A 17,995-nucleotide genomic window follows, 5' to 3' on the forward strand; every position below is an offset into this window, starting at 1 on the left:
GCGGCTTAGCGAAACCTGTCGGCCAGTTTCTGCAATGTACTGCGCGTGTCCTCGGCCTCGGGTTGGGCGGCGGGCGTCGCTTTTGTGGTGGGCTGCGGTTCAGCCTTTGCCGCGGCCTCTGCCGTTTTGCGACCCTTTGGCGCTGTCCCGCCTGAGGATCGCGGCGGCGCAGTGCGCAGGGCAACTGCGTTTTGAAATCTTCCGCTATCGCCTGCTGCCAAATGCGGCGCGCCGTCCGAACAACCGCGCAGGACATCGTCTAGCCAGTTCTGATCAGCCTTGCCGAAATCGTGCAGAACATAGCCCGGCACCGCCTCCTTGCGGCCCGGATGGCCGACGCCCATGCGCACGCGGCTATAGTGCGGTCCAATATGCTGATGGATTGAGCGTAATCCGTTATGCCCCGCATGACCGCCTCCGTCCTTGACCCGCACCTTGCCGGGGGCAAGGTCGATCTCGTCATGGAAAACGGTGATGTCGGTGGTATCCAGCTTGAAAAAGCGCATGGCCTCGCCCACCGACTGCCCGCTGAGGTTCATGAATGTATCGGGCTTGAGCAGCAGCACTTTCTCGCCGCCCAGCGTTCCCTCGCTGGTCTGGCCCTGAAAGCGCGCCTTCCATGGGCCAAAGCCGTGATCTCTGGCAATCATATCCAGCGCCATGAAGCCGATATTGTGCCGGTTTCCAGCATATTTCGCGCCGGGATTTCCCAGCCCTACAAAGATCAGCATGACGTGCCCCTAGTTGGCTGTGGACGGTTTAGCGTGTTTCGGCAGAGATTTGAATTGGGGAATATCGTCAATGGCCGCAATGCATATTCGCAACGAAAAACGCGGCCCCCGTATCACAGGGGGCCGCGTTTGAAATTCTTGCAATAGAGGCCGAAAGATTACTCTTTCTCGGCGTCCTCTGGTGCGTTGTCGACTTGCTCGGTCGCGGGCACTTCGTCCGCATCGACCTCGTCCTCGTCATCGCTATCCGATTTGAGGGCCGACGGCGCAGACACGTTGCAGATCATGAAGTCACGATCCTTGATCACCAGTTCGGCACCCTTGGGCAGCTCGATATCCGAGATCGTGATAGTGTCGCCGATGTTCTCCAGCTTCATCATGTCAACGATCAACGCTTCGGGAATGTCGCCTGCCGTGACCAGCAGTTCGACTTCGCCGCGGATCGTGGTCATGACGCCGCCTTTGGCGATGGCCGGGCACTCTTCTTCGTTCTGGAAGTCGATCGGGATGAACAGGTTGATCTTGGTCGTACGCTTAAGGCGCATCAGGTCCAAGTGCGTCGGCAGATCTTTTACCACGTCGCGCTGAACGTCGCGGCAGATGACGCGCACATCGTCGTGGCCTTCGACCTTCAGGTTGAACAATGTCGACCGGAACCGGCCCTGCTTGAGCCGCTTGAGCAGTACGTTGAATGGGATATTGATCGGCAGCGGGTCGTTGTCACCACCAAAAACGATACCAGGAACCATGCCAGCGCGGCGTGCGGCACGAGCGGCGCCCTTGCCTGTCCCCGTGCGTTCCTGGGCGTGAAGATCAGGAATCTCTCCAGCCATGTGTAATTCTCCATCAGATAAGGGCGGGGCTCCTCCAAGGCTGTAGCCCCGCGTGAAGCCGTGGCCTTAGAGGATTTGAGCGCGAATGGGAAGGGGCAATGTCGCGCGGGGCGCGCCGCTTAGAGGTCGTGAGAACCGCGTAATGGTGAATCGGCCAATGGCCCATACTGCGCCGCGCAGGCCAACGCGAATGCGGGATTCTAATCGAAAACCGCCTACGAAATATCATTGGGGCGCTGGACGCGGCCCCATGACACATCACTGAGCAAATCGGTGTCCAGCGTATCGCCGTGCAGGACGCTAACGTCGCCCGTTGCCTCCAACACAATCGCGCGCACGCTTCCGGGACTAATGGCGTTCGCCTCGCGCATTTTAGAGCGGATATCGTCCCGAGATACCCGCGCAAGCTTGAGGTTTTCTTCGAAAAACTGACCCTCGTAAAAGAGCACCAGAGGCGTGTTGTCAGTAATGCGCTGTGCCAAGGACGAGCGCTGCCGCAGCGCCGATATCACGTAGCGCGCCGCAAACAGGACGATCAGCGCGACCAAACCCGGCCAAGGTGTCTTGGCGCTGGTCATCATAGTGGCAAGCACCGATCCCGTCGCGACAGTCAGCGCGAAATCGAAACTCGACATCTTAGAGAATGAGCGCAGGCCGTTCACCCGCGCCAAGACGATCACGACGACAACTGCCAAAAGGGTCTGCCATACGATATCGAACAGATCCATCGCGTTAATCCTTTCTAAGGGCGGCAAGGCCGCGCGCCGCGAAAACCCATGACAGTACGGCGATTGCGGCGCAAAAGGTCAGGCCGACGACCCGCTCTAGCAGGCCATCAATCGTGGTGGACGAGAGTAGGAAAATCGGCGCCAATACCGCCCAGCAGATGCCCGACACGATCAACGCCCAGTAAGCCTTTGGATGGTCCGATGCGCGTAGTCCCGGTGCCATCGCCGAACATGTAAAGGGCACCAGCACGCCCATCGCATAGACCAGATAGATGTGGATAACGACGCCCTTGCTATCACCGTCGCCATATTCGTTACGCGCACCGATAACGATGACAATGCTAGCGAGGACAGCCAAAGCCAAGATACCTAGCGTCCACCAGATCCCACCCAGATGAGCGTGAGATGCAGCCAACGCTACCGCGAAAATGCCCGCAGCAAACCCATAAAGGGCAACGTCCATGATGATCTCTGACTGCCCGGCGGCAAGATCGCTGACCGTGTCAGAAATTGAGTTATAATCAGGAACGAAAAGTGGTGCGATAATAGTCCCTGCAATCAGCGCTGCACATCCCGCCAGCCCCAAGGCCGCGAACACAAGCAGCAACCAAGGCCGCTCTGCATGTGTGGCCTGCTCCGAAGTGTGATGTTGGGGCGGCATGGTGCGGGGCCTCTGCGTTCAGGACTGCCATGCAAACGCGCCGAGCGCTACAATGTTCCGTCCAGGGTCGCCACGATCATTGCCAGCCGTCTGAAAAGCCCTTTGGTATCATCAGGATATCGCGGTCCACGCCGGTTATGTCGCGGTGCCCGCAGAACGCCATCGACATGTCCAACTCCTTGTGGATCACCTCTAGCGCACGGGTGACGCCAGCCTCGCCCATCGCGCCGAGACCGTAGATGTACGCGCGCCCGATATAGGTGCCGGTCGCACCCATCGCCAGCGCCTTGAGCACGTCCTGACCGGAGCGGATGCCGCTATCCAGATGCACCTCAATTTTATCGCCGACCGCATCCATGATGGCGGGCAGCGCGCGGATCGACGACAGTGCGCCGTCCAGTTGGCGGCCGCCATGGTTGCTGACGATGATCGCATCGGCGCCCACGTTCAGCGCCTCTCGCGCATCGCGCGGATCAATGATTCCTTTGATGATCAGCGGGCCGTCCCACATCCGCCGAAACTCGCGGATACGGTCCCAATCCAGCGAGACATCGAACGCCTCGTTCGTCCATGAGGTCAGATCGCCAGGGCTGCTTACACCCTTGACGTGGCCCACGATATTGCCGAATGAGCGCCGCTTGGTGCCCAGCATTTCCAGTCCCCAACGCGCCTTGGTCGCCATATTTGCGATACTTTTGGCAGTCAGTTTTGGCGGGGCCGACAGGCCGTTCTTGATGTCTTTGTGCCGCTGGCCCAGCATTTGCAAGTCGACGGTTATGACCGCGGCCGAGCATTTGGCAGCTTTCGCGCGGTCAAAGAGGCGTTGCATAAAATCGGCGTCTTTAACCGTATAGACCTGCAGCCAAAAGGGCTTGTCCGTATTCTCGGCCACATCCTCGATTGAGCAGATGGACATAGTCGATAGCGTGTAGGGTACGCCGAACTTGGCAGCGGCGCGCGCAGCCTTGATCTCGCCGTCCGCGCTTTGCATGCCAGTCAGGCCAACGGGGGCAAGGGCGACGGGCATCGCCACATCCTGCCCGATCATCTTGGACGCTGTTGAACGGCCCGCCATGTCGACGGCCACGCGCTGTCGCAGCAGGATTTCGGTGAAATCAGCGCTGTTGGCGCGGAATGTCTGCTCGGTCCAGCTGCCCGATTCGGTGTAGTCGTAGAACATGCGCGGTACGCGGCGGCGATAGATGCGGTGCAGGTCTTCGATGTTGGTTATCACGGGCATGGCGGGCCTTCCGAAGTGCGAGTGCGCTCCGATTCTAGCGGCTCTTGCGGCCTGCGCGCAAGGCTGGCTCAATCAGCGGTCTGTATCAGACCTGCAATCAGCGCCTTGGCGCTATCGCTGCTCCAATGCGCGTCGCCCGAAAGTCGCGCGACCTCGCGCCCAGCCGGGTCAAGGATGACTGTAATCGGCAGGCCCAAAACGCCCATGTCGCGGGCAACCTGCTGTTTCGGATCGCGGTGCATGGGCAGGTTCGTCACGCCAATTTCTTCAAAGAAGCCCTCAATGGCGGGCACTGGATTGCGCCCCGTAGCCAACGTGAGCACCTCAAATTCCTCGCCGCCGAATTCGGTCTGCAACTCAGACAGCATGGGCATTTCTTTGCGGCAAGGCGCGCACCACGTGGCCCAGAAGTTCAGCAGAACATATTTGCCCTGATAATCCGCGAGCGTTGCTGTGCTGCCATCTTCGGTTGTGAAGGTACTTGTCGAGACGGGTTTGGGCGCGCCGTGAAAGTTCAGCTTCTTCATATCGCCGTCCAATGCGGAGGCCAGCGCGGAGTAATCGCGCGCAGGCGCATCTGACGCGGCCTCGGGCGCGCTGCCGAGGGCAAAGAAGAGACCCACCGCGATTGCACCGAGGGCGGCGGCGGGATAAAGCAGGGAAAGACGTGAAATGCGCATTTTTCCTCCGAAAGGGGCAGGCATGGCAGACAAGACCTCGAACCAGATGTGGGGCGGCCGTTTCGCCGCCGGACCCGATGCGATCATGGAGGCAATAAACGCCTCCATCGGGTTCGACAAGCGTATGGCGGCACAAGATATCGCCGGATCGAAGGCCCACGCAGCCATGTTGGCGGCCACGGGCATTGTTACAGATAGTGACGCGGCGGCGATGGCGAAAGGGCTGGATAGCGTTCTGGCCGAAATCGACGTCGGCGAATTCGCATTTTCGGCGGCCCTTGAGGACATTCACATGAATGTCGAAGCGCGATTGAAGGACTTGATCGGTGAGCCTGCCGGCCGACTGCACACAGGCCGGTCGCGCAACGATCAAGTCGCGACCGATTTTAAGCTGTGGGTGCGTGACCAGTTGGACGCGACCGAGGGCGCGTTGATCGCCTTGATGCGTGCGCTGGTGGCGCAGGCAGAGGCTGGGGCCGATTGGGTCATGCCCGGTTTTACCCATCTGCAAGTCGCGCAGCCGGTGACATGGGGCCATCATATGATGGCCTATGTCGAGATGTTCGCGCGCGATCTGTCCCGCGTCCGCGACGCCCGCGCGCGGATGAATGAATGTCCGTTGGGGGCGGCGGCCTTGGCCGGGACCAGCTTTCCCATCGACCGCGACATGACGGCTCAGGCGCTGGGCTTTGACCGCCCGTCTGCCAACTCGCTGGATGCGGTCAGCGACCGCGACTTTGCGCTGGATTTTCTGGGCGCGGCCAGCATTTGCGCCATGCACCTTAGCCGTATGGCCGAAGAGCTGGTGATATGGTCCTCGGCGCAGTTCCGGTTTGTCGCGCTTAGCGACCGCTTTTCCACCGGTAGCAGCATCATGCCGCAAAAGAAGAACCCCGACGCAGCCGAGCTGATCCGCGCCAAGATCGGGCGCATATTCGGCGCCAATGTCGCGCTGATGATGGTGATGAAGGGTCTACCGCTGGCCTATTCCAAGGACATGCAGGAAGACAAAGAGCAGGTGTTCGATGCCGCCGATAACCTGATGCTGGCGCTGGCCGCGATGGAGGGCATGGTGCGCGACATGAGCGCCAACAAAGATGTGCTGGAGGCCGCCGCCGCCACTGGATTCTCCACTGCGACGGACCTTGCCGATTGGCTGGTTCGGGTGCTGGGCATGCCTTTCCGCGAGGCGCATCATGTAACCGGATCACTGGTGGCTCTGGCCGAGAAGAAGGGCTGCGATCTGCCCGATCTGGCGCTATCTGATATGCAAGCCGTGCACGGTGACATCAGCCGCGATGTGTTCGATGTTTTGGGTGTGCATAATTCGGTGGCGAGCCGTGTCAGCTATGGCGGCACTGCACCCGGCAACGTGCGCGCGCAGGTCGCGCGCTGGCAGGAGATCCTGGGATGAAATATCTGATCACATTTGTGGCACTGGCTGCACTGGCCGCCTGCGGCGTCGACGGCGCGCCGATCCGGCCCAGCAGCCAGGATGAATTGGCGCCCGCGCCAAACGCGACGCCCAAAGCTGCCAATGGCGTGATTGGCGGCACCGTCAGCGCCCATACGGCGACGACGTTATGAAGTACGTCTATCTCGCGCTGGCCGTCTGGGGCACGATCCACCCGATGAGCTATTTCCTGCGCTGGTTTTTTGAACATGGGCTCGACTTGGGCGGCATGGTGAAGGCATGGCACGTCAATCCAGCCACCAGCGGACTGGTATGGGATCTGACCATCGCCGCAATTGCGCTGACACTGATGGTGCTGGCCGAGACGTGGCGCAGCCGGGACTGGATGCGCCTGATCGCGGTCCCCGCAACGTTCCTCATCGGGGTCAGTTGCGGACTGCCACTGTACCTATACCTCCGCCTGCGTAACGCGTAGGAGCAGGATCTAAATATTTGCCGAAAAACAGCCGCAGGCGGCAGCGAAGGACATAGGGCGTGGATCATTTTCTCTACCAAGGCGGCAATTTGCATGCCGAGGACGTGCCGGTGGCCGAGATTGCGGCTGCGGTGGGCACGCCCTTTTACGTCTATTCGACCGCCACGCTAGAACGGCATTTTCGCCTCTTTGACGATGCGCTGGACGGGATGGACCATCTGGTCTGCTATGCAATGAAGGCGGCCAGCAACGTGGCAATCCTCAAGACGCTTGCGGCACTGGGGGCGGGGATGGACGTCGTGTCGGGCGGCGAATACATGCGCGCCAAGGCAGCAGGCGTTCCGGGCGATCGCATCGTGTTCTCTGGCATCGGCAAAACACGGGATGAGATGCGTCTGGCGCTGGAGGGCGGTATCCGCCAGTTCAACGTCGAGAGCGAGCCGGAGATGGAAGTTCTGAGCGCCGTGGCTGTGGAACTAGGCTTGCGTGCGCCCATCACGGTGCGTGTGAACCCAGATGTGGATGCTAAAACTCACGCCAAGATCGCCACTGGCAAAAGCGAGAACAAGTTCGGAATTCCCATTGCGCGCGCGCGCGAAGTGTACCGCCTTGCCGCCAGCCTTCCGGGGCTGGAGGTGATCGGGATCGACGTGCATATCGGCAGCCAGCTGACCGAGCTTGAGCCGTTTAGGCAAGCGTATCGCAAAGTCGCTGAGTTGACCGAAACTCTGCGCGCAGATGGCCATGATATCAGACGTCTGGACTTGGGCGGTGGCCTTGGCATTCCGTACGCTCGCGGCAACGAGGCGCCGCCGCTTCCCAGCGATTATGGCGCGCTTATACGCGAAACGCTCGGCCATCTGGGTTGCGAGATTGAGATTGAGCCGGGCCGTCTGATCGCTGGTAACGCAGGGCTTATGGTAAGCGAGGTCATCTATGTGAAGTCGGGCGAGGGGCGCGATTTCTTGATCCTTGACGCTGCTATGAATGATCTCATCCGGCCTGCAATGTATGACGCTTGGCATGATATCGTGCCAGTGGTTGAGCCTGAGGCAGGGGCCGAGCAGCGCCCTTACGACATCGTCGGACCTGTCTGCGAAAGCGGTGATACCTTTGCCAAGCAGCGCATGATGCCACTGTTGAGGGCGGGTGATCTGGTCGCCTTTCGCAGCGCGGGCGCTTATGGTGCCGTCATGTCCAGCGAGTACAACACGCGGCCCCTGATCCCCGAGGTTCTGGTCAATGGGCAGGACTTTGCCGTGATCCGGGCAAGGCCAAGCTTTGACGAGATGATAAATCGAGATACCATTCCCGAATGGCTGTAGTATTCTGCGGCCCCATCCGGAGAGTCGAATGGACAAGCGTCCCGATCTGACAGGCCCCCTGCGGGCGCGGCTTCGCGCCCCGCTGACGCTGACATGGGCCGGCCTTTTGGCCGAGCGGCTGGTGCGTGCCTTCTGGCCGCTTTGGACGTTGCTAATTGCCGCCGGTGCCTCAGTGATGCTGGGCGTTCAGGATTATGCCTCGTTTGAACTGGTGGCAGGCGCTGGGATTGCGGCTGCGCTGGGCGCGCTCGCGCTGATGGTTGTGGGCCTCAGCCGCTTTCGCTGGCCGCGCCGCGGCGAGGCGCTGGACCGGCTAGACGCCGCGCTGCCTGGCCGCCCTTTGCAGGCGCTGGGCGACACGCAGGCGATCGGTCAGGGCGACGCCGCATCCGAGGCATTATGGCAGGCGCACCGCACCCGGATGGAGCGTGCCGCCGCCGCGGCCCGTGCGCCCAAACCTGACCTAAAAATTTCGCGCCTCGATCCCTTTGGCCTGCGGCACATCGCGATGCTGGGGCTGGTTGTTGCGATGCTGTTTGGATCGGTCTGGCGGATCGCGTCGCCGGGGTTGATGATACCGAATGGCGCCTTGGCCGCCGGCCCGACATGGGAGGGGTGGATTGAGCCGCCGGTCTATACTGGCCTGCCCAGCCTCTATTTGGCAGATCAAAAGGCGCGCATTGATGTGCCTGCGGGCAGCCGCGTTACCTTGCGATTCTATGGCGAGGTCGGCGCATTGGCCCTGTCTGAGACCGTATCGGGCCGTACCGACGGTATCGCCCCCGCCACCGACCCGTCGCAGGACTTTGCCGTGGCGCAGGACGGCACGCTGTCCATCGCGGGGCCCGGTGGTCGCAGCTGGGGCATCCGTGCTGTGCCGGATACTGCCCCCTCTGCAACGCTGCTAAGCGAGGGCGCAAAAACCACCTTTGACGGGCAGATGAGCCAGCCGTTTACGGCAATTGACGACTACGGCGTGACCGGCGGTACAGCGACCTTTGCGCTAGATCTCGGCGAGGTTGACCGGCGCTATGGTCTGGCCGCCGAGCCTGAGCCGCGCGAGGTGATCACGCTGGACCTTCCCTTGCCGATCAATGGCAGCCGGACCGAATTTACTGAAGCGCTGATTGAGAATCTGTCGCAGCATCCGTGGGCACATCTGCCCGTCACGCTGACCATTGAGGCGCGTGACGCGGCGGACCAGACCGGCGTTGCCGCGCCGTTGCAGATGAGCCTGCCAGCGCGCCGCTTTTTCGATCCGGTCGCTGCCGCGATCATCGAGCAGCGCCGCGATCTGCTGTGGAGCCGCAGTAACGCGCGCCGGATCGCGCAGGTGGTCCGTGCGATCACCTATCAGCCAGATGACGCGCTGTTCCGCGACACTGCGGATTTTCTAAAGCTGCGCACTATCCTGCGGCGATTGGAGGCAGCATACGAAGGTGATGCCCTGACGACCGACGTGCAGGAGGAGCTGGCGGCGGCGCTGTGGGATCTGGCCGTGACACTAGAGGATGGCGATATCGAGGACGCGCTGGAGCGCATGCGCGAGGCGCAGGAGCGATTGACCGAGGCGATGCGCAACGGTGCGAGTGAGGACGAAGTCGCGCGCCTGATGCAGGAGCTGCGCGACGCAACGGAAGACTATCTGCGCCAGAAAACGCAGCAGGCACAGCGCGAGGATGGCACTGATCAGCCGGACCAGGGCGAGCAGAATATGACTACGCTTAGCCAGCAGGATCTGCAGGATATGATGGACCGCATCGAAGATCTGATGAGCCAGGGCCGCATGGCCGAGGCCGAAGAGGCGTTGCGCCAGTTTCAGGAAATGATGGAGAATTTGCGCGTGACCGAGGGCCAGCCCGGTGATGGTGAGGGCAGCCCAGGTCAGCAGGCGATGGAGGGGCTTGCCGATACGCTGCGCGAGCAGCAGGGCCTGTCGGATCAGGCCTTCCGCGATTTGCAGGAGCAGTTTAACCCCGGCGCGCAGGCAGGTGAAAGCCAAGGCAATGAGGGCCGCAATGGCGGGCAGGGCCGCGGACAGAGCCATGAGGGGCAGGGCGGCCAAGGCCAAAGCGACGGCGGAAGCGCTGATGGCGAAGGCCAACAAAGCGGGCAAGGCGGCGGCCAGCCTGGTGATCTGGCCCAGCGGCAGAACGCGTTGCGCCAAGAGCTTGAGCGCCAGCGCGGTAGTCTGCCGGGCGGCACTAGCGAAGAGGCACGCGGCGCGCTTGACCGCGCTGGCGACGCTATGGACGGCGCCGAAGAGGCGCTGCGCAACGGCGATTTGGCCGAGGCGATCGACCAGCAGGCCGAGGCGATGGACGCACTGCGTGATGGAATGCGCGGGCTAGGCGAGGCGATGGCCAAGGAGAATCAGAACCGTCAGGGCGGGCAGGGCCGTGCTGCTGGCGCGACGGGCGGGCAGCAGTCTGATCCGCTGGGCCGCACGCCAGGGCAGGGCAACCGCGCAGGCACCGAAGGTGATTTGCTGCAGGGCGAGGACGTCTATCGCCGCGCGCGAGAGTTACTGGACGAGTTGCGCCGCCGGTCTGGCGAGGGTGCGCGACCCGAAGTAGAGCGTGACTATCTGGAGCGTCTGCTGGAGCGGTTCTAGCGCTTTGCTTCGCTGATGGCAGTCGGGCGCAGGGCGGCGATCGCCTCAATCAGGGCCGCTCCGATGATTAGCACCCCGCCCGACATGCGGTAAAGGCCGAATGGCTCGTCCAGCAGCAGAGCGCCCGACACAACGCCAGCCACGATTTCTAGCGTAAAGAGAAAGCTGAGAAGGCCGGGTGGCAGACGCTGAGCGCTCCACATCGTGATGCCGAGGACTGGCAAGAGGTAGATCGCCCCGACCGCCAAGGATGTGCCAAACGCGGGCGCGCTGGCCATGGTGGGCAGCGCCTCGCCCGTGCCCCACGCAAAGGCCAGCGACAGCAGCATGGCGGATACGACCGTGGCAAGCGTCAGTGCAGAGGTGGTCGATTTCTGGCCGGAAAATATCAGCGCCGCGCCAATCGCCCAAGCCACCCCCGAAATCAGCGCCAACGCATCGCCGAGCGTGATGGCAGCTAATGAGACGTCACCGCCCAAAACCAGATACGCGCCGCCCAGTGAAAGGATCAGCGTCACTGTGGATGTGCCTTGCCAACACTGGCCTAAAAATACCCATTCGATGATCTTGCTCCAGGCGGGGGCGAGGTAGAACAGCAAGATCGCGCGCACGACGTCGGACAGGGTCAGCGACAGCGAATAGCAAGCGAAGGCCAGCCCGACCAGAACCGCGCCGAGCAGCGTTCGCGCGCTGAGACGCAGCTGCATTCGTGTGGCCAGCATGTAGCCACCAATGGCCAGCGCCGCGCCCAAATTGCACACAATGCCGGCCTGCGCGCCGCTTAGGCCCATGGACTCAATCCAGCGGATTGTGATCCACCATAATCCCCACAGGATCGCTGAGCAGAAAGTCAGCAGAACCGGGGTCAGCGGCCTGCCGGTGGCGGGCATCATTGCGGCGGCGTCCGCATTCTAGCCACCGGTAGGCGCGGTTGAGGTCAGCCCGTCCAGCCATAGCATCGCGCCGGCCACCTGCCCGTCGAGCCACTGGCGCAGCCCGTCAACCCAAACGACATAATCGGCCAGCACACCCTCCAAGGCGGGCATCAGATCTGCCAGCTGGTTTGCAAAGATGTAGACCAGCAGCGCGGCGATCGCGATCAGAAGCGACACTAAGAAACCCCGGCGAAACCCGCCTGCTGGACGCGGTGCAGCCTCAGGGTAGGGATCATAGGAGACCTCGCCTGCCTGCGGCTCCTGAGCGGGCGAAAGGGAGGAATTGATTTCCTCAATGTCGGGAAACAGGCTGCGGCGGGATGTGGGGTCGATGTCGGTGTCATCTTCCTCCTCTTCCTCCGTATCGGGACGGACGCTGTCTTCGCCGCGCATTCGCGCCATGCGTTGCTGTTTCTCGCGTGCGCGCTGCCTCTCGTCCGGATCACTCTCAAGGCCCAGATCGGTCTGTGTCTCTAATCCGGTTTGCGACGCCGACCGCGCGCGCGCTTCGCGCTCGGCCTCTTCGCGCAGAACGCTGGCAACGGAGGGATCTATTTCGCGTCGCTCGGGCCGCTCAATCCGGGATGGTGGCGCATCGACAGTCGGCGCATCTGCGCGTTTCTTTTCCGGCTCAGGCGCGACTTCGTCGGTTGCGGGCGGGGATGGTGGCGCGGCAAAATCCTCGGCGGCGGGCGGGGCGGGGGCCGTATCGGGCACGTCCTCCTGCCAGTCATCCGCGCCGGATGGGCGTTTTGCCGCGTCTGCGTCGCCTTGCTCCACGTCATTCGCGTGCGCCTGAAACCAGGTATCGCCGCAGTTAGAGCATTGCACATCCCGGCCCGCCTCGGGGATCACATCATCCGGAACTTCGTATTGCGCGCCGCAATTTGGGCAAGTCAGCCTCATGTTAACACCCGTCCCCTGTCACCTGTCCCCGTTTTACGGGGTTCTATCTGATTTCGGTCACTCTAGGGTTTAAAGGATGCATCGAAAAGAGCAAAGGAATTGCACCGCTGCGATTGCAACGCGGGCCATGCTGGGGCATTTAAGAACCATAACGGGCATAAGGGGCAGCCGGTGATCGAGCTGGAGAATGTGGCCTATTCCTATGGCGGCGGCGAATTGCTGAGCGATATCACGCTGCGACTGCAGCCGGGATCGTTCCATTTTCTGACCGGTCCATCAGGCGCAGGCAAGACGACGCTGCTGAAACTGTTCTACGGCGCTCTATTGCCCACGGCAGGGCATGTGCGACTATTCGACGACAACGTCCGCGAGATGACGCGCGACGGTATTGCACTTGCTCGGCGCAGGATTGGCGTCGTGCATCAGGATTGCCAATTCCTAAACCACCTCAGCGTTTCCGAGAATATCGCTCTGCCGCTGATGGTGTCGGACCGCGATATGCTGGCTGAGGACGCGAACCTGCGCGAATTGATCGGCTGGGTCGGCCTGACGCAGCGCGCGAATGCCTTGCCGCCAGAGCTATCGGGGGGCGAGCGGCAGCGCGCCGCACTGGCCCGCGCGATCATCATGTCGCCTGACGTGATCCTCGCGGACGAGCCGACGGGCAACGTCGATTGGGAAATGTCGCAGCGCCTGATGCGCCTGCTGATCGAGCTGAACCGAATGGGCAAGACGATCATGATCGCTACGCACGATCTGGCGTTGATCCGTGCGACGAAATCACAAGTTCAGGCGCGTGTACTACGCATCTCGAATCGGCGATTGCAATTGGCAGGGGCAGATCTGTGAAGCTGAATATTGATCGCTTGCGCGGCTTGCTCCCTCAGGATGCGAGCGCGGACCGCGTGGTGCCGCCCACGGGCTATACCGCTTGGCTGACGCTGTTTGTCGCCGGGGCGATGGCCTTTCTCGCGGTCTTTGCGCTGGCGCTGTCGTTGGCCACCTCGCGGCTGGCAGATCGCTGGGGGGACGCGCTGGCGCGAAGCTCCACCTTGCGCATTTCGGCGCCGGAGGGCCAGAGGCTGGCCCAAACCGATGCCGCGTTGAAAGTTTTGCAGACTACGCCGGGCATTGCCTCCGCCCGCGCGCTGACGTCTGAGGAGCAGCGGGCACTGCTGGCCCCATGGTTCGGGCCTGACCTGCCGGTCGAAAGCCTGCCAATCCCGCAACTGATCGAAATTATCGAAGATGACGTAGGCTATGACGCCGCCGGACTGCGCCTGCGCCTTGCGGCCGAGGTGCCGGGCGCGGTGCTTGACGATCACACGCGCTGGCGGGCGCCCTTGGTGCGCGCGGCGTCGCGTCTGCGTCTGCTGGGTTGGGTGTCGCTGCTCCTGATCGGTGGCACCGTGGCGGCGATGATCACGCTAGCGGCTAACGCGGCACTGTCGGCCAACGCTCAGGTCATCGGCGTGCTGCGCCTGGTGGGCGCGCGCGATAAGTATATTTCGCAGGCCTTTGTGCGCCGCTTCACCTTGCGTAGCCTTGGCGGGGCAGCAATCGGTACGGTGCTGGCCTGCATTGCGGTGGCGTTCCTTCCACGCACCGATGTCGGTGGCGGATTTCTGACGGGGCTTGGCTTTCAGGGCTGGCACTGGCTGTTGCCCCTGATCATCCCGCTGCTGTCTGGCGCGGTTGCCTACGCGGCCACCCGCGCGGCGGCGCAGCGCACTTTGCGTGACATGCCATGAGCGGCGCCGTGCAATGGCTGCGCTCGCTGGTGTTCATCATCCAGATGTATGTGGCTATGGTGATCATAGGAATAGCCTTTTTTCCATGGGCATTGGTTAGTGCACGCGGCGCGCGCGCGGGTAGCAAAGCGTTCTGCCTGTGGGTCCGTTGGAGCGCTGGGTGGATGGTGGGCCTGCGCACCGAAATTCGGGGCACGCCGCCCACGGGCGAAGTGATGATCGCCGCGAAACATCAATCCTTCTTTGACATCATCCTCATATTCAGCGCGGTCCCGGCGGGTAAATTCATCATGAAGCGTGAATTGCTATGGACGCCGGTGCTGGGCCAATACGCCTTGCGCATGGGCTGCATCCCAGTGAACCGAGGCAAGCGTAGCGCGGCGATCAAGAAGATGGTCGCAGACGTCGCGCATGGTGCCACTCAGCCCGGCCAGCTGATCATCTATCCGCAGGGCACACGCGTCCCGCCCGGCGTGGTTGCACCCTACAAAATAGGCACGGGCGCGATTTACGCGGCGCTTGGGCAGGACTGCGTGCCGACCGCGACGAATGTGGGCGTATTCTGGCCCAAGCGCGGCCTTCTGCGCAAACCGGGACTAGCGGTGATCGAGTTTCTGCCGACCATCAAGGCGGGCATAAACCGCGCCGAATTCATGCAGCGGCTGGAGAACGATATCGAAAGGGCGTCGGATGCGCTGCTTTTGGAGGCGGGGTTTGAGCCAACTGAACCACGTTGAGCATTTCGCGGCGCTAGTGGCGATTTACGGCGTGCCGAGCGTAATCTGGTCCTGAGGCAGCGGACACAAAAAAGGCGGGCGCTGCGATTCAGCATAGCGCCCACCCGATTTTGGCGTCTCACAAATTTAAGCGTGGATCGCCCCATCGCCGCAAGCCAAAGCGGCCTCGCGCACCGCCTCGGAATAGGTCGGATGCGCGTGGCAAGTCAGAGCCAGATCCTGTGCGGCGGCGCCAAATTCCATCGCGACGCAGACCTCGTGGATAAGATCGCCCGCCATTGGGCCAATGATGTGACAGCCCAGAATTCGGTCGGTTTCCTTGTCGGCGAGGATCTTGACAAAGCCGTCGGCGGCGAAGTTCGCCTTGGCCCGGCCATTACCCATAAAGCTGAACTTGCCGACCTTATATGCGCGGCCATCCTTTTTTAACTCGTCCTCAGTCTTGCCGACCGTTGCCACCTCGGGATGGGTGTAGATTACACCGGGGATGACGCCATAATTGACGTGGCCATGATTGCCGGCCAGCACCTCGGCGCAGGCCATACCCTCGTCCTCGGCCTTGTGGGCCAGCATCGGTCCATCAATTGCGTCGCCAATGGCATAGATGCCTTTGATGTTCGTTTGCCAGTGATCGTCCGTTTTGATCTGGCCGCGCTCGGACGTCTCGACGCCCAGATCCGCTAGGCCCAGACCATCGGTATATGGCTTGCGGCCCGTCGCCAGCAGCACGGTGTCGGCCTCAATCTCGGCCTCGCTGTCGTCTTTGCGCAATTTGTATTTAACGACCGCCTTGCCGCTCTTGACCTCACAGGATTGTACGGCCGCGCCCATGATAAAGTTGAGCCCCTGCTTTTTCAGTATCCGCTGGAAGGTCTTTTGTACCTCGGCGTCCATGCCGGGCGTGATCGCGTCGAGATACTCAACCACCGTCACCTCGGCACCAAGGCGCGAGTAGATGCTACCCATTTCCAGCCCGATGACACCTGCGCCGATCACGACCATTTTCTTGGGTATCTTGCCCAGCACCAGCGCACCGGTCGAGGATACAACGGTTTTCTCGTCGACCTCGACACCCTTGAGACTGGAAGGCTCGGAGCCGGATGCGACGATGATACTTTTCGCCTCATGCGTGTCTTCGCCGACCTTGACCTTGCCAGCCTCGGGGATAGAGGCCCAGCCCTTGATCCAGTCGATTTTGTTCTTTTTGAACAGAAATTCGATGCCCTTTGTATTGGTATCAATCGTTTCCTGTTTGTAGGTCTGCATCTGTTTCCAGTCGACGGACGGCGACTTTCCCTTGAGGCCCATGGCGGCAAAATTATGCTCGGCCTCGTGCAGCATGTGTGACGCGTGCAGCAGCGCCTTGGAGGGGATGCAGCCGACATTCAGGCAGGTACCGCCCAGCGTATCGCGCCCCTCCACGCAGGCAGTTTTCAGGCCCAACTGGGCGCAACGGATGGCGGCGACATAGCCGCCGGGACCGGAGCCGATAACGATGACATCATAACTGGCCATTGGAATATCCTTCAGATCAAGTTTGATTTGCACCAAGCAGATAGCGAATTGCCCGGGAGGTCAACCGGACGCGCTGCTTGTGTGGGTTTGGCTGTGAGCCGTCTAGACGCAGCAATAGATCAGACCAGCGCCGCCAGCAGCATCAGGGTGGTTGCGCCAAAGCCTACGGCCCAGATGACCGACCGCCATGGCACGAGGCCAAAGTAGTAGGCTGGCACATAAGCGATGCGCGCGGCGAGATATACCCAAGCGCAGGTCGCCGTCAGGCTGGTCGACTGCCCCGAAACCGTGATGACGGTGCAGGCGATGCCAAAGAGGATCAGCCCCTCAAAGTGGTTGTTCAGCGCGCGTACAAGCCGACCGGTTTTGGGATTGATCTGGTCGATCATTGCGCCGCCCATCTGCGCCGGATCGCGAGGCGACATCGTTTTGGCGGGCCCAAGCTCTAGGTTAACCGGAACGGCCATAAGCATGAATTGGACAACCTGAAGTAGGGCGGCAAGCGTTAGCGCGGTGAGTTCGGGGGTCATGCGTTCTGCACTGCCTTTGCGATGAGGGCCGCGCGCATGTCGTAACTACCGATGCGGGCCGACGGATGTGGGGCCGGGACGTGGTCAACACCGAAATGGGTCAGAACCTGCGCCGCGTCAATGCCTAGCGCGATGGGGCGGCGGCCCATAAGCTCGTGTCTGCCGATCGCGTCAAAGCTGGCGCGTGCGTGCGCGGCGGGGATGGTCGATGAGCGTTTGGGCGTCAGCAGGTGGAAAACGGGGCTGATGTAGATGTCGGCGCGGTTGAGATTTAGGATAGCCAGCGCCTTGTCTATAACGCGGATGAACGGGTTATCGGGCAGGTGGCCAGTCTTTTGGAGCTCCTCCCGGTGGGCAAGCGCGGAGGGGGCATCGAGCCAGTCCTTGGAAATAAGCAGAGGGCCGGTAAGGTTCCCGCAGGCGATTTGTATGGGCGAGACGTAGTCACCGTCAAAGCCGAGATCGGCGAGGGTGGGATAGCCGGGAATGCGGAACTTGCGGCGGGCGGCGATGGCGCGGGAGCGACAGGTCGAAATGTCGGGCTTTGTTGCGCTAATCTCGCAGGCGTCGCCCATTTTCCCAACGCATAGCGCGTTCTGAGGGCTAGTCATTTGTCGCCAGCCTTTTTGGTTTTTATCCAAAAAACGAAAGGGATTATCCACCCGAGGATCGCAAAAAGAAGCACGAGTTTTTCGGACAGACGGTCTAAGCTCTCAAGTCCCCCCAGTGGTATGATGATGCCAAAAAGGAAGATAGACGTCAGCCATACCCTTAGCCAAAAAGCGACTGGCCGCTCTTTGGCGAATGGAAATAGCCTTCTAAACAGCAAATCAATAAACCAATACCGGAGAAAATTAATACGCCGATGCTCTACTTCCCAATTATCGGGTTCAGGCTGATAGCTCATCGTACCTTTGTTT

20 protein-coding genes are annotated in these 17,995 nt (G+C 61.4%); 8 read left to right on the forward strand and 12 right to left on the reverse strand.

Annotated features, from left to right (window positions below; translation table 11 throughout):
- Positions 1-5 precede the first annotated feature (5 nt).
- From pth to MK6180000_RS00110, 6 genes are all read right to left on the reverse strand, one after another.
- Complete coding sequence (gene pth, locus MK6180000_RS00085) at positions 6-731, reverse strand: aminoacyl-tRNA hydrolase (protein WP_138932862.1); 726 nt, start codon at positions 729-731, stop codon at positions 6-8.
- Between the two features lie 158 nt (positions 732-889).
- Positions 890-1,564, reverse strand: a complete 675-nt coding sequence (locus MK6180000_RS00090; protein WP_138932863.1) for a 50S ribosomal protein L25/general stress protein Ctc — start codon at positions 1,562-1,564, stop codon at positions 890-892.
- A 215-nt stretch (positions 1,565-1,779) separates the two neighbouring features.
- Positions 1,780-2,292, reverse strand: a complete 513-nt coding sequence (locus MK6180000_RS00095) for a DUF421 domain-containing protein (RefSeq protein WP_138932864.1) — start codon at positions 2,290-2,292, stop codon at positions 1,780-1,782.
- Between the two features lie 4 nt (positions 2,293-2,296).
- The gene (locus MK6180000_RS00100) at positions 2,297-2,953 is read right to left on the reverse strand and encodes a DUF998 domain-containing protein (protein WP_138932865.1); all 657 of its coding nucleotides are present in this window, start codon (positions 2,951-2,953) and stop codon (positions 2,297-2,299) included.
- 76 nt (positions 2,954-3,029) lie between these two features.
- Entirely contained in the window at positions 3,030-4,193 is a 1,164-nt protein-coding gene (locus tag MK6180000_RS00105) for an alpha-hydroxy acid oxidase (protein ID WP_138932866.1), read from the reverse strand.
- A gap of 68 nt (positions 4,194-4,261) precedes the next feature.
- Entirely contained in the window at positions 4,262-4,873 is a 612-nt protein-coding gene (locus tag MK6180000_RS00110) for a TlpA family protein disulfide reductase (protein WP_138932867.1), read from the reverse strand.
- A 22-nt stretch (positions 4,874-4,895) separates the two neighbouring features.
- On the opposite strand from MK6180000_RS00110, the gene argH reads away from it, so the two are divergent.
- The 5 genes from argH to MK6180000_RS00130 are packed head-to-tail and all read left to right on the forward strand — an operon-like array spanning position 4,896 to position 10,701.
- Positions 4,896-6,287, forward strand: coding sequence for an argininosuccinate lyase (argH, locus tag MK6180000_RS00115; RefSeq protein WP_138932868.1), 1,392 nt, complete (start codon positions 4,896-4,898; stop codon positions 6,285-6,287).
- The gene (locus tag MK6180000_RS20185; RefSeq protein WP_171054484.1) at positions 6,284-6,460 is read left to right on the forward strand and encodes a hypothetical protein; all 177 of its coding nucleotides are present in this window, start codon (positions 6,284-6,286) and stop codon (positions 6,458-6,460) included. The genes argH and MK6180000_RS20185 overlap by 4 nt, the downstream gene beginning before the upstream one ends.
- Positions 6,457-6,762 carry a DUF2834 domain-containing protein gene (locus tag MK6180000_RS00120; RefSeq protein WP_138932869.1) on the forward strand — a complete coding sequence of 102 codons (306 nt, stop codon included), beginning with the start codon at positions 6,457-6,459 and terminating at the stop codon, positions 6,760-6,762. Before MK6180000_RS20185 ends, MK6180000_RS00120 begins: the two co-directional genes overlap by 4 nt.
- 59 nt (positions 6,763-6,821) lie before the next feature.
- A complete protein-coding gene (gene lysA, locus MK6180000_RS00125; RefSeq protein ID WP_138932870.1) occupies positions 6,822-8,087 on the forward strand; it encodes a diaminopimelate decarboxylase in 1,266 nt (421 codons plus the stop codon).
- Between the two features lie 28 nt (positions 8,088-8,115).
- Positions 8,116-10,701, forward strand: coding sequence for a TIGR02302 family protein (locus tag MK6180000_RS00130; protein ID WP_138932871.1), 2,586 nt, complete (start codon positions 8,116-8,118; stop codon positions 10,699-10,701).
- Here the strand turns inward: MK6180000_RS00130 and MK6180000_RS00135 are convergent.
- Together MK6180000_RS00135 and MK6180000_RS00140 are read right to left on the reverse strand one after the other, a co-directional pair.
- Complete coding sequence (locus MK6180000_RS00135; RefSeq protein ID WP_138932872.1) at positions 10,698-11,594, reverse strand: DMT family transporter; 897 nt, start codon at positions 11,592-11,594, stop codon at positions 10,698-10,700. The two genes, MK6180000_RS00130 and MK6180000_RS00135, sit on opposite strands and share 4 nt — an antisense overlap.
- Before the next feature lie 18 nt (positions 11,595-11,612).
- On the reverse strand, positions 11,613-12,542 hold the full coding sequence (locus tag MK6180000_RS00140; RefSeq protein ID WP_138932873.1) for a zinc-ribbon domain-containing protein: 930 nt from the start codon (positions 12,540-12,542) through the stop codon (positions 11,613-11,615).
- A gap of 171 nt (positions 12,543-12,713) precedes the next feature.
- Between MK6180000_RS00140 and MK6180000_RS00145 the strand changes: the two genes are divergently transcribed.
- Genes MK6180000_RS00145 through MK6180000_RS00155 form a run of 3 tightly spaced genes read left to right on the forward strand, consistent with a single transcriptional unit; the run spans position 12,714 to position 15,030 of the window.
- The gene (locus MK6180000_RS00145; protein WP_138932874.1) at positions 12,714-13,391 is read left to right on the forward strand and encodes a cell division ATP-binding protein FtsE; all 678 of its coding nucleotides are present in this window, start codon (positions 12,714-12,716) and stop codon (positions 13,389-13,391) included.
- A complete protein-coding gene (locus MK6180000_RS00150) occupies positions 13,388-14,293 on the forward strand; it encodes a cell division protein FtsX (protein WP_138932875.1) in 906 nt (301 codons plus the stop codon). The genes MK6180000_RS00145 and MK6180000_RS00150 overlap by 4 nt, the downstream gene beginning before the upstream one ends.
- Positions 14,290-15,030 (forward strand): lysophospholipid acyltransferase family protein, encoded by a 741-nt coding sequence (locus MK6180000_RS00155; RefSeq protein ID WP_138932876.1) that lies wholly within the window; start codon positions 14,290-14,292, stop codon positions 15,028-15,030. The genes MK6180000_RS00150 and MK6180000_RS00155 overlap by 4 nt, the downstream gene beginning before the upstream one ends.
- 126 nt (positions 15,031-15,156) lie before the next feature.
- Here MK6180000_RS00155 and lpdA read toward each other — a convergent pair whose 3' ends face one another.
- The 4 genes from lpdA to MK6180000_RS00175 form a co-directional block, all read right to left on the reverse strand.
- Entirely contained in the window at positions 15,157-16,545 is a 1,389-nt protein-coding gene (gene lpdA, locus MK6180000_RS00160) for a dihydrolipoyl dehydrogenase (protein WP_138932877.1), read from the reverse strand.
- A gap of 119 nt (positions 16,546-16,664) precedes the next feature.
- Entirely contained in the window at positions 16,665-17,075 is a 411-nt protein-coding gene (locus MK6180000_RS00165) for an MAPEG family protein (RefSeq protein ID WP_138932878.1), read from the reverse strand.
- A complete protein-coding gene (locus MK6180000_RS00170; protein WP_246040381.1) occupies positions 17,072-17,686 on the reverse strand; it encodes a hypothetical protein in 615 nt (204 codons plus the stop codon). Before MK6180000_RS00170 ends, MK6180000_RS00165 begins: the two co-directional genes overlap by 4 nt.
- Positions 17,683-17,982, reverse strand: a complete 300-nt coding sequence (locus MK6180000_RS00175; RefSeq protein ID WP_138932879.1) for a hypothetical protein — start codon at positions 17,980-17,982, stop codon at positions 17,683-17,685. Before MK6180000_RS00175 ends, MK6180000_RS00170 begins: the two co-directional genes overlap by 4 nt.
- Positions 17,983-17,995 lie beyond the last annotated feature (13 nt).

Source organism: Roseovarius arcticus (genome assembly GCF_006125015.1).
GTDB lineage: Bacteria > Pseudomonadota > Alphaproteobacteria > Rhodobacterales > Rhodobacteraceae > Roseovarius > Roseovarius arcticus.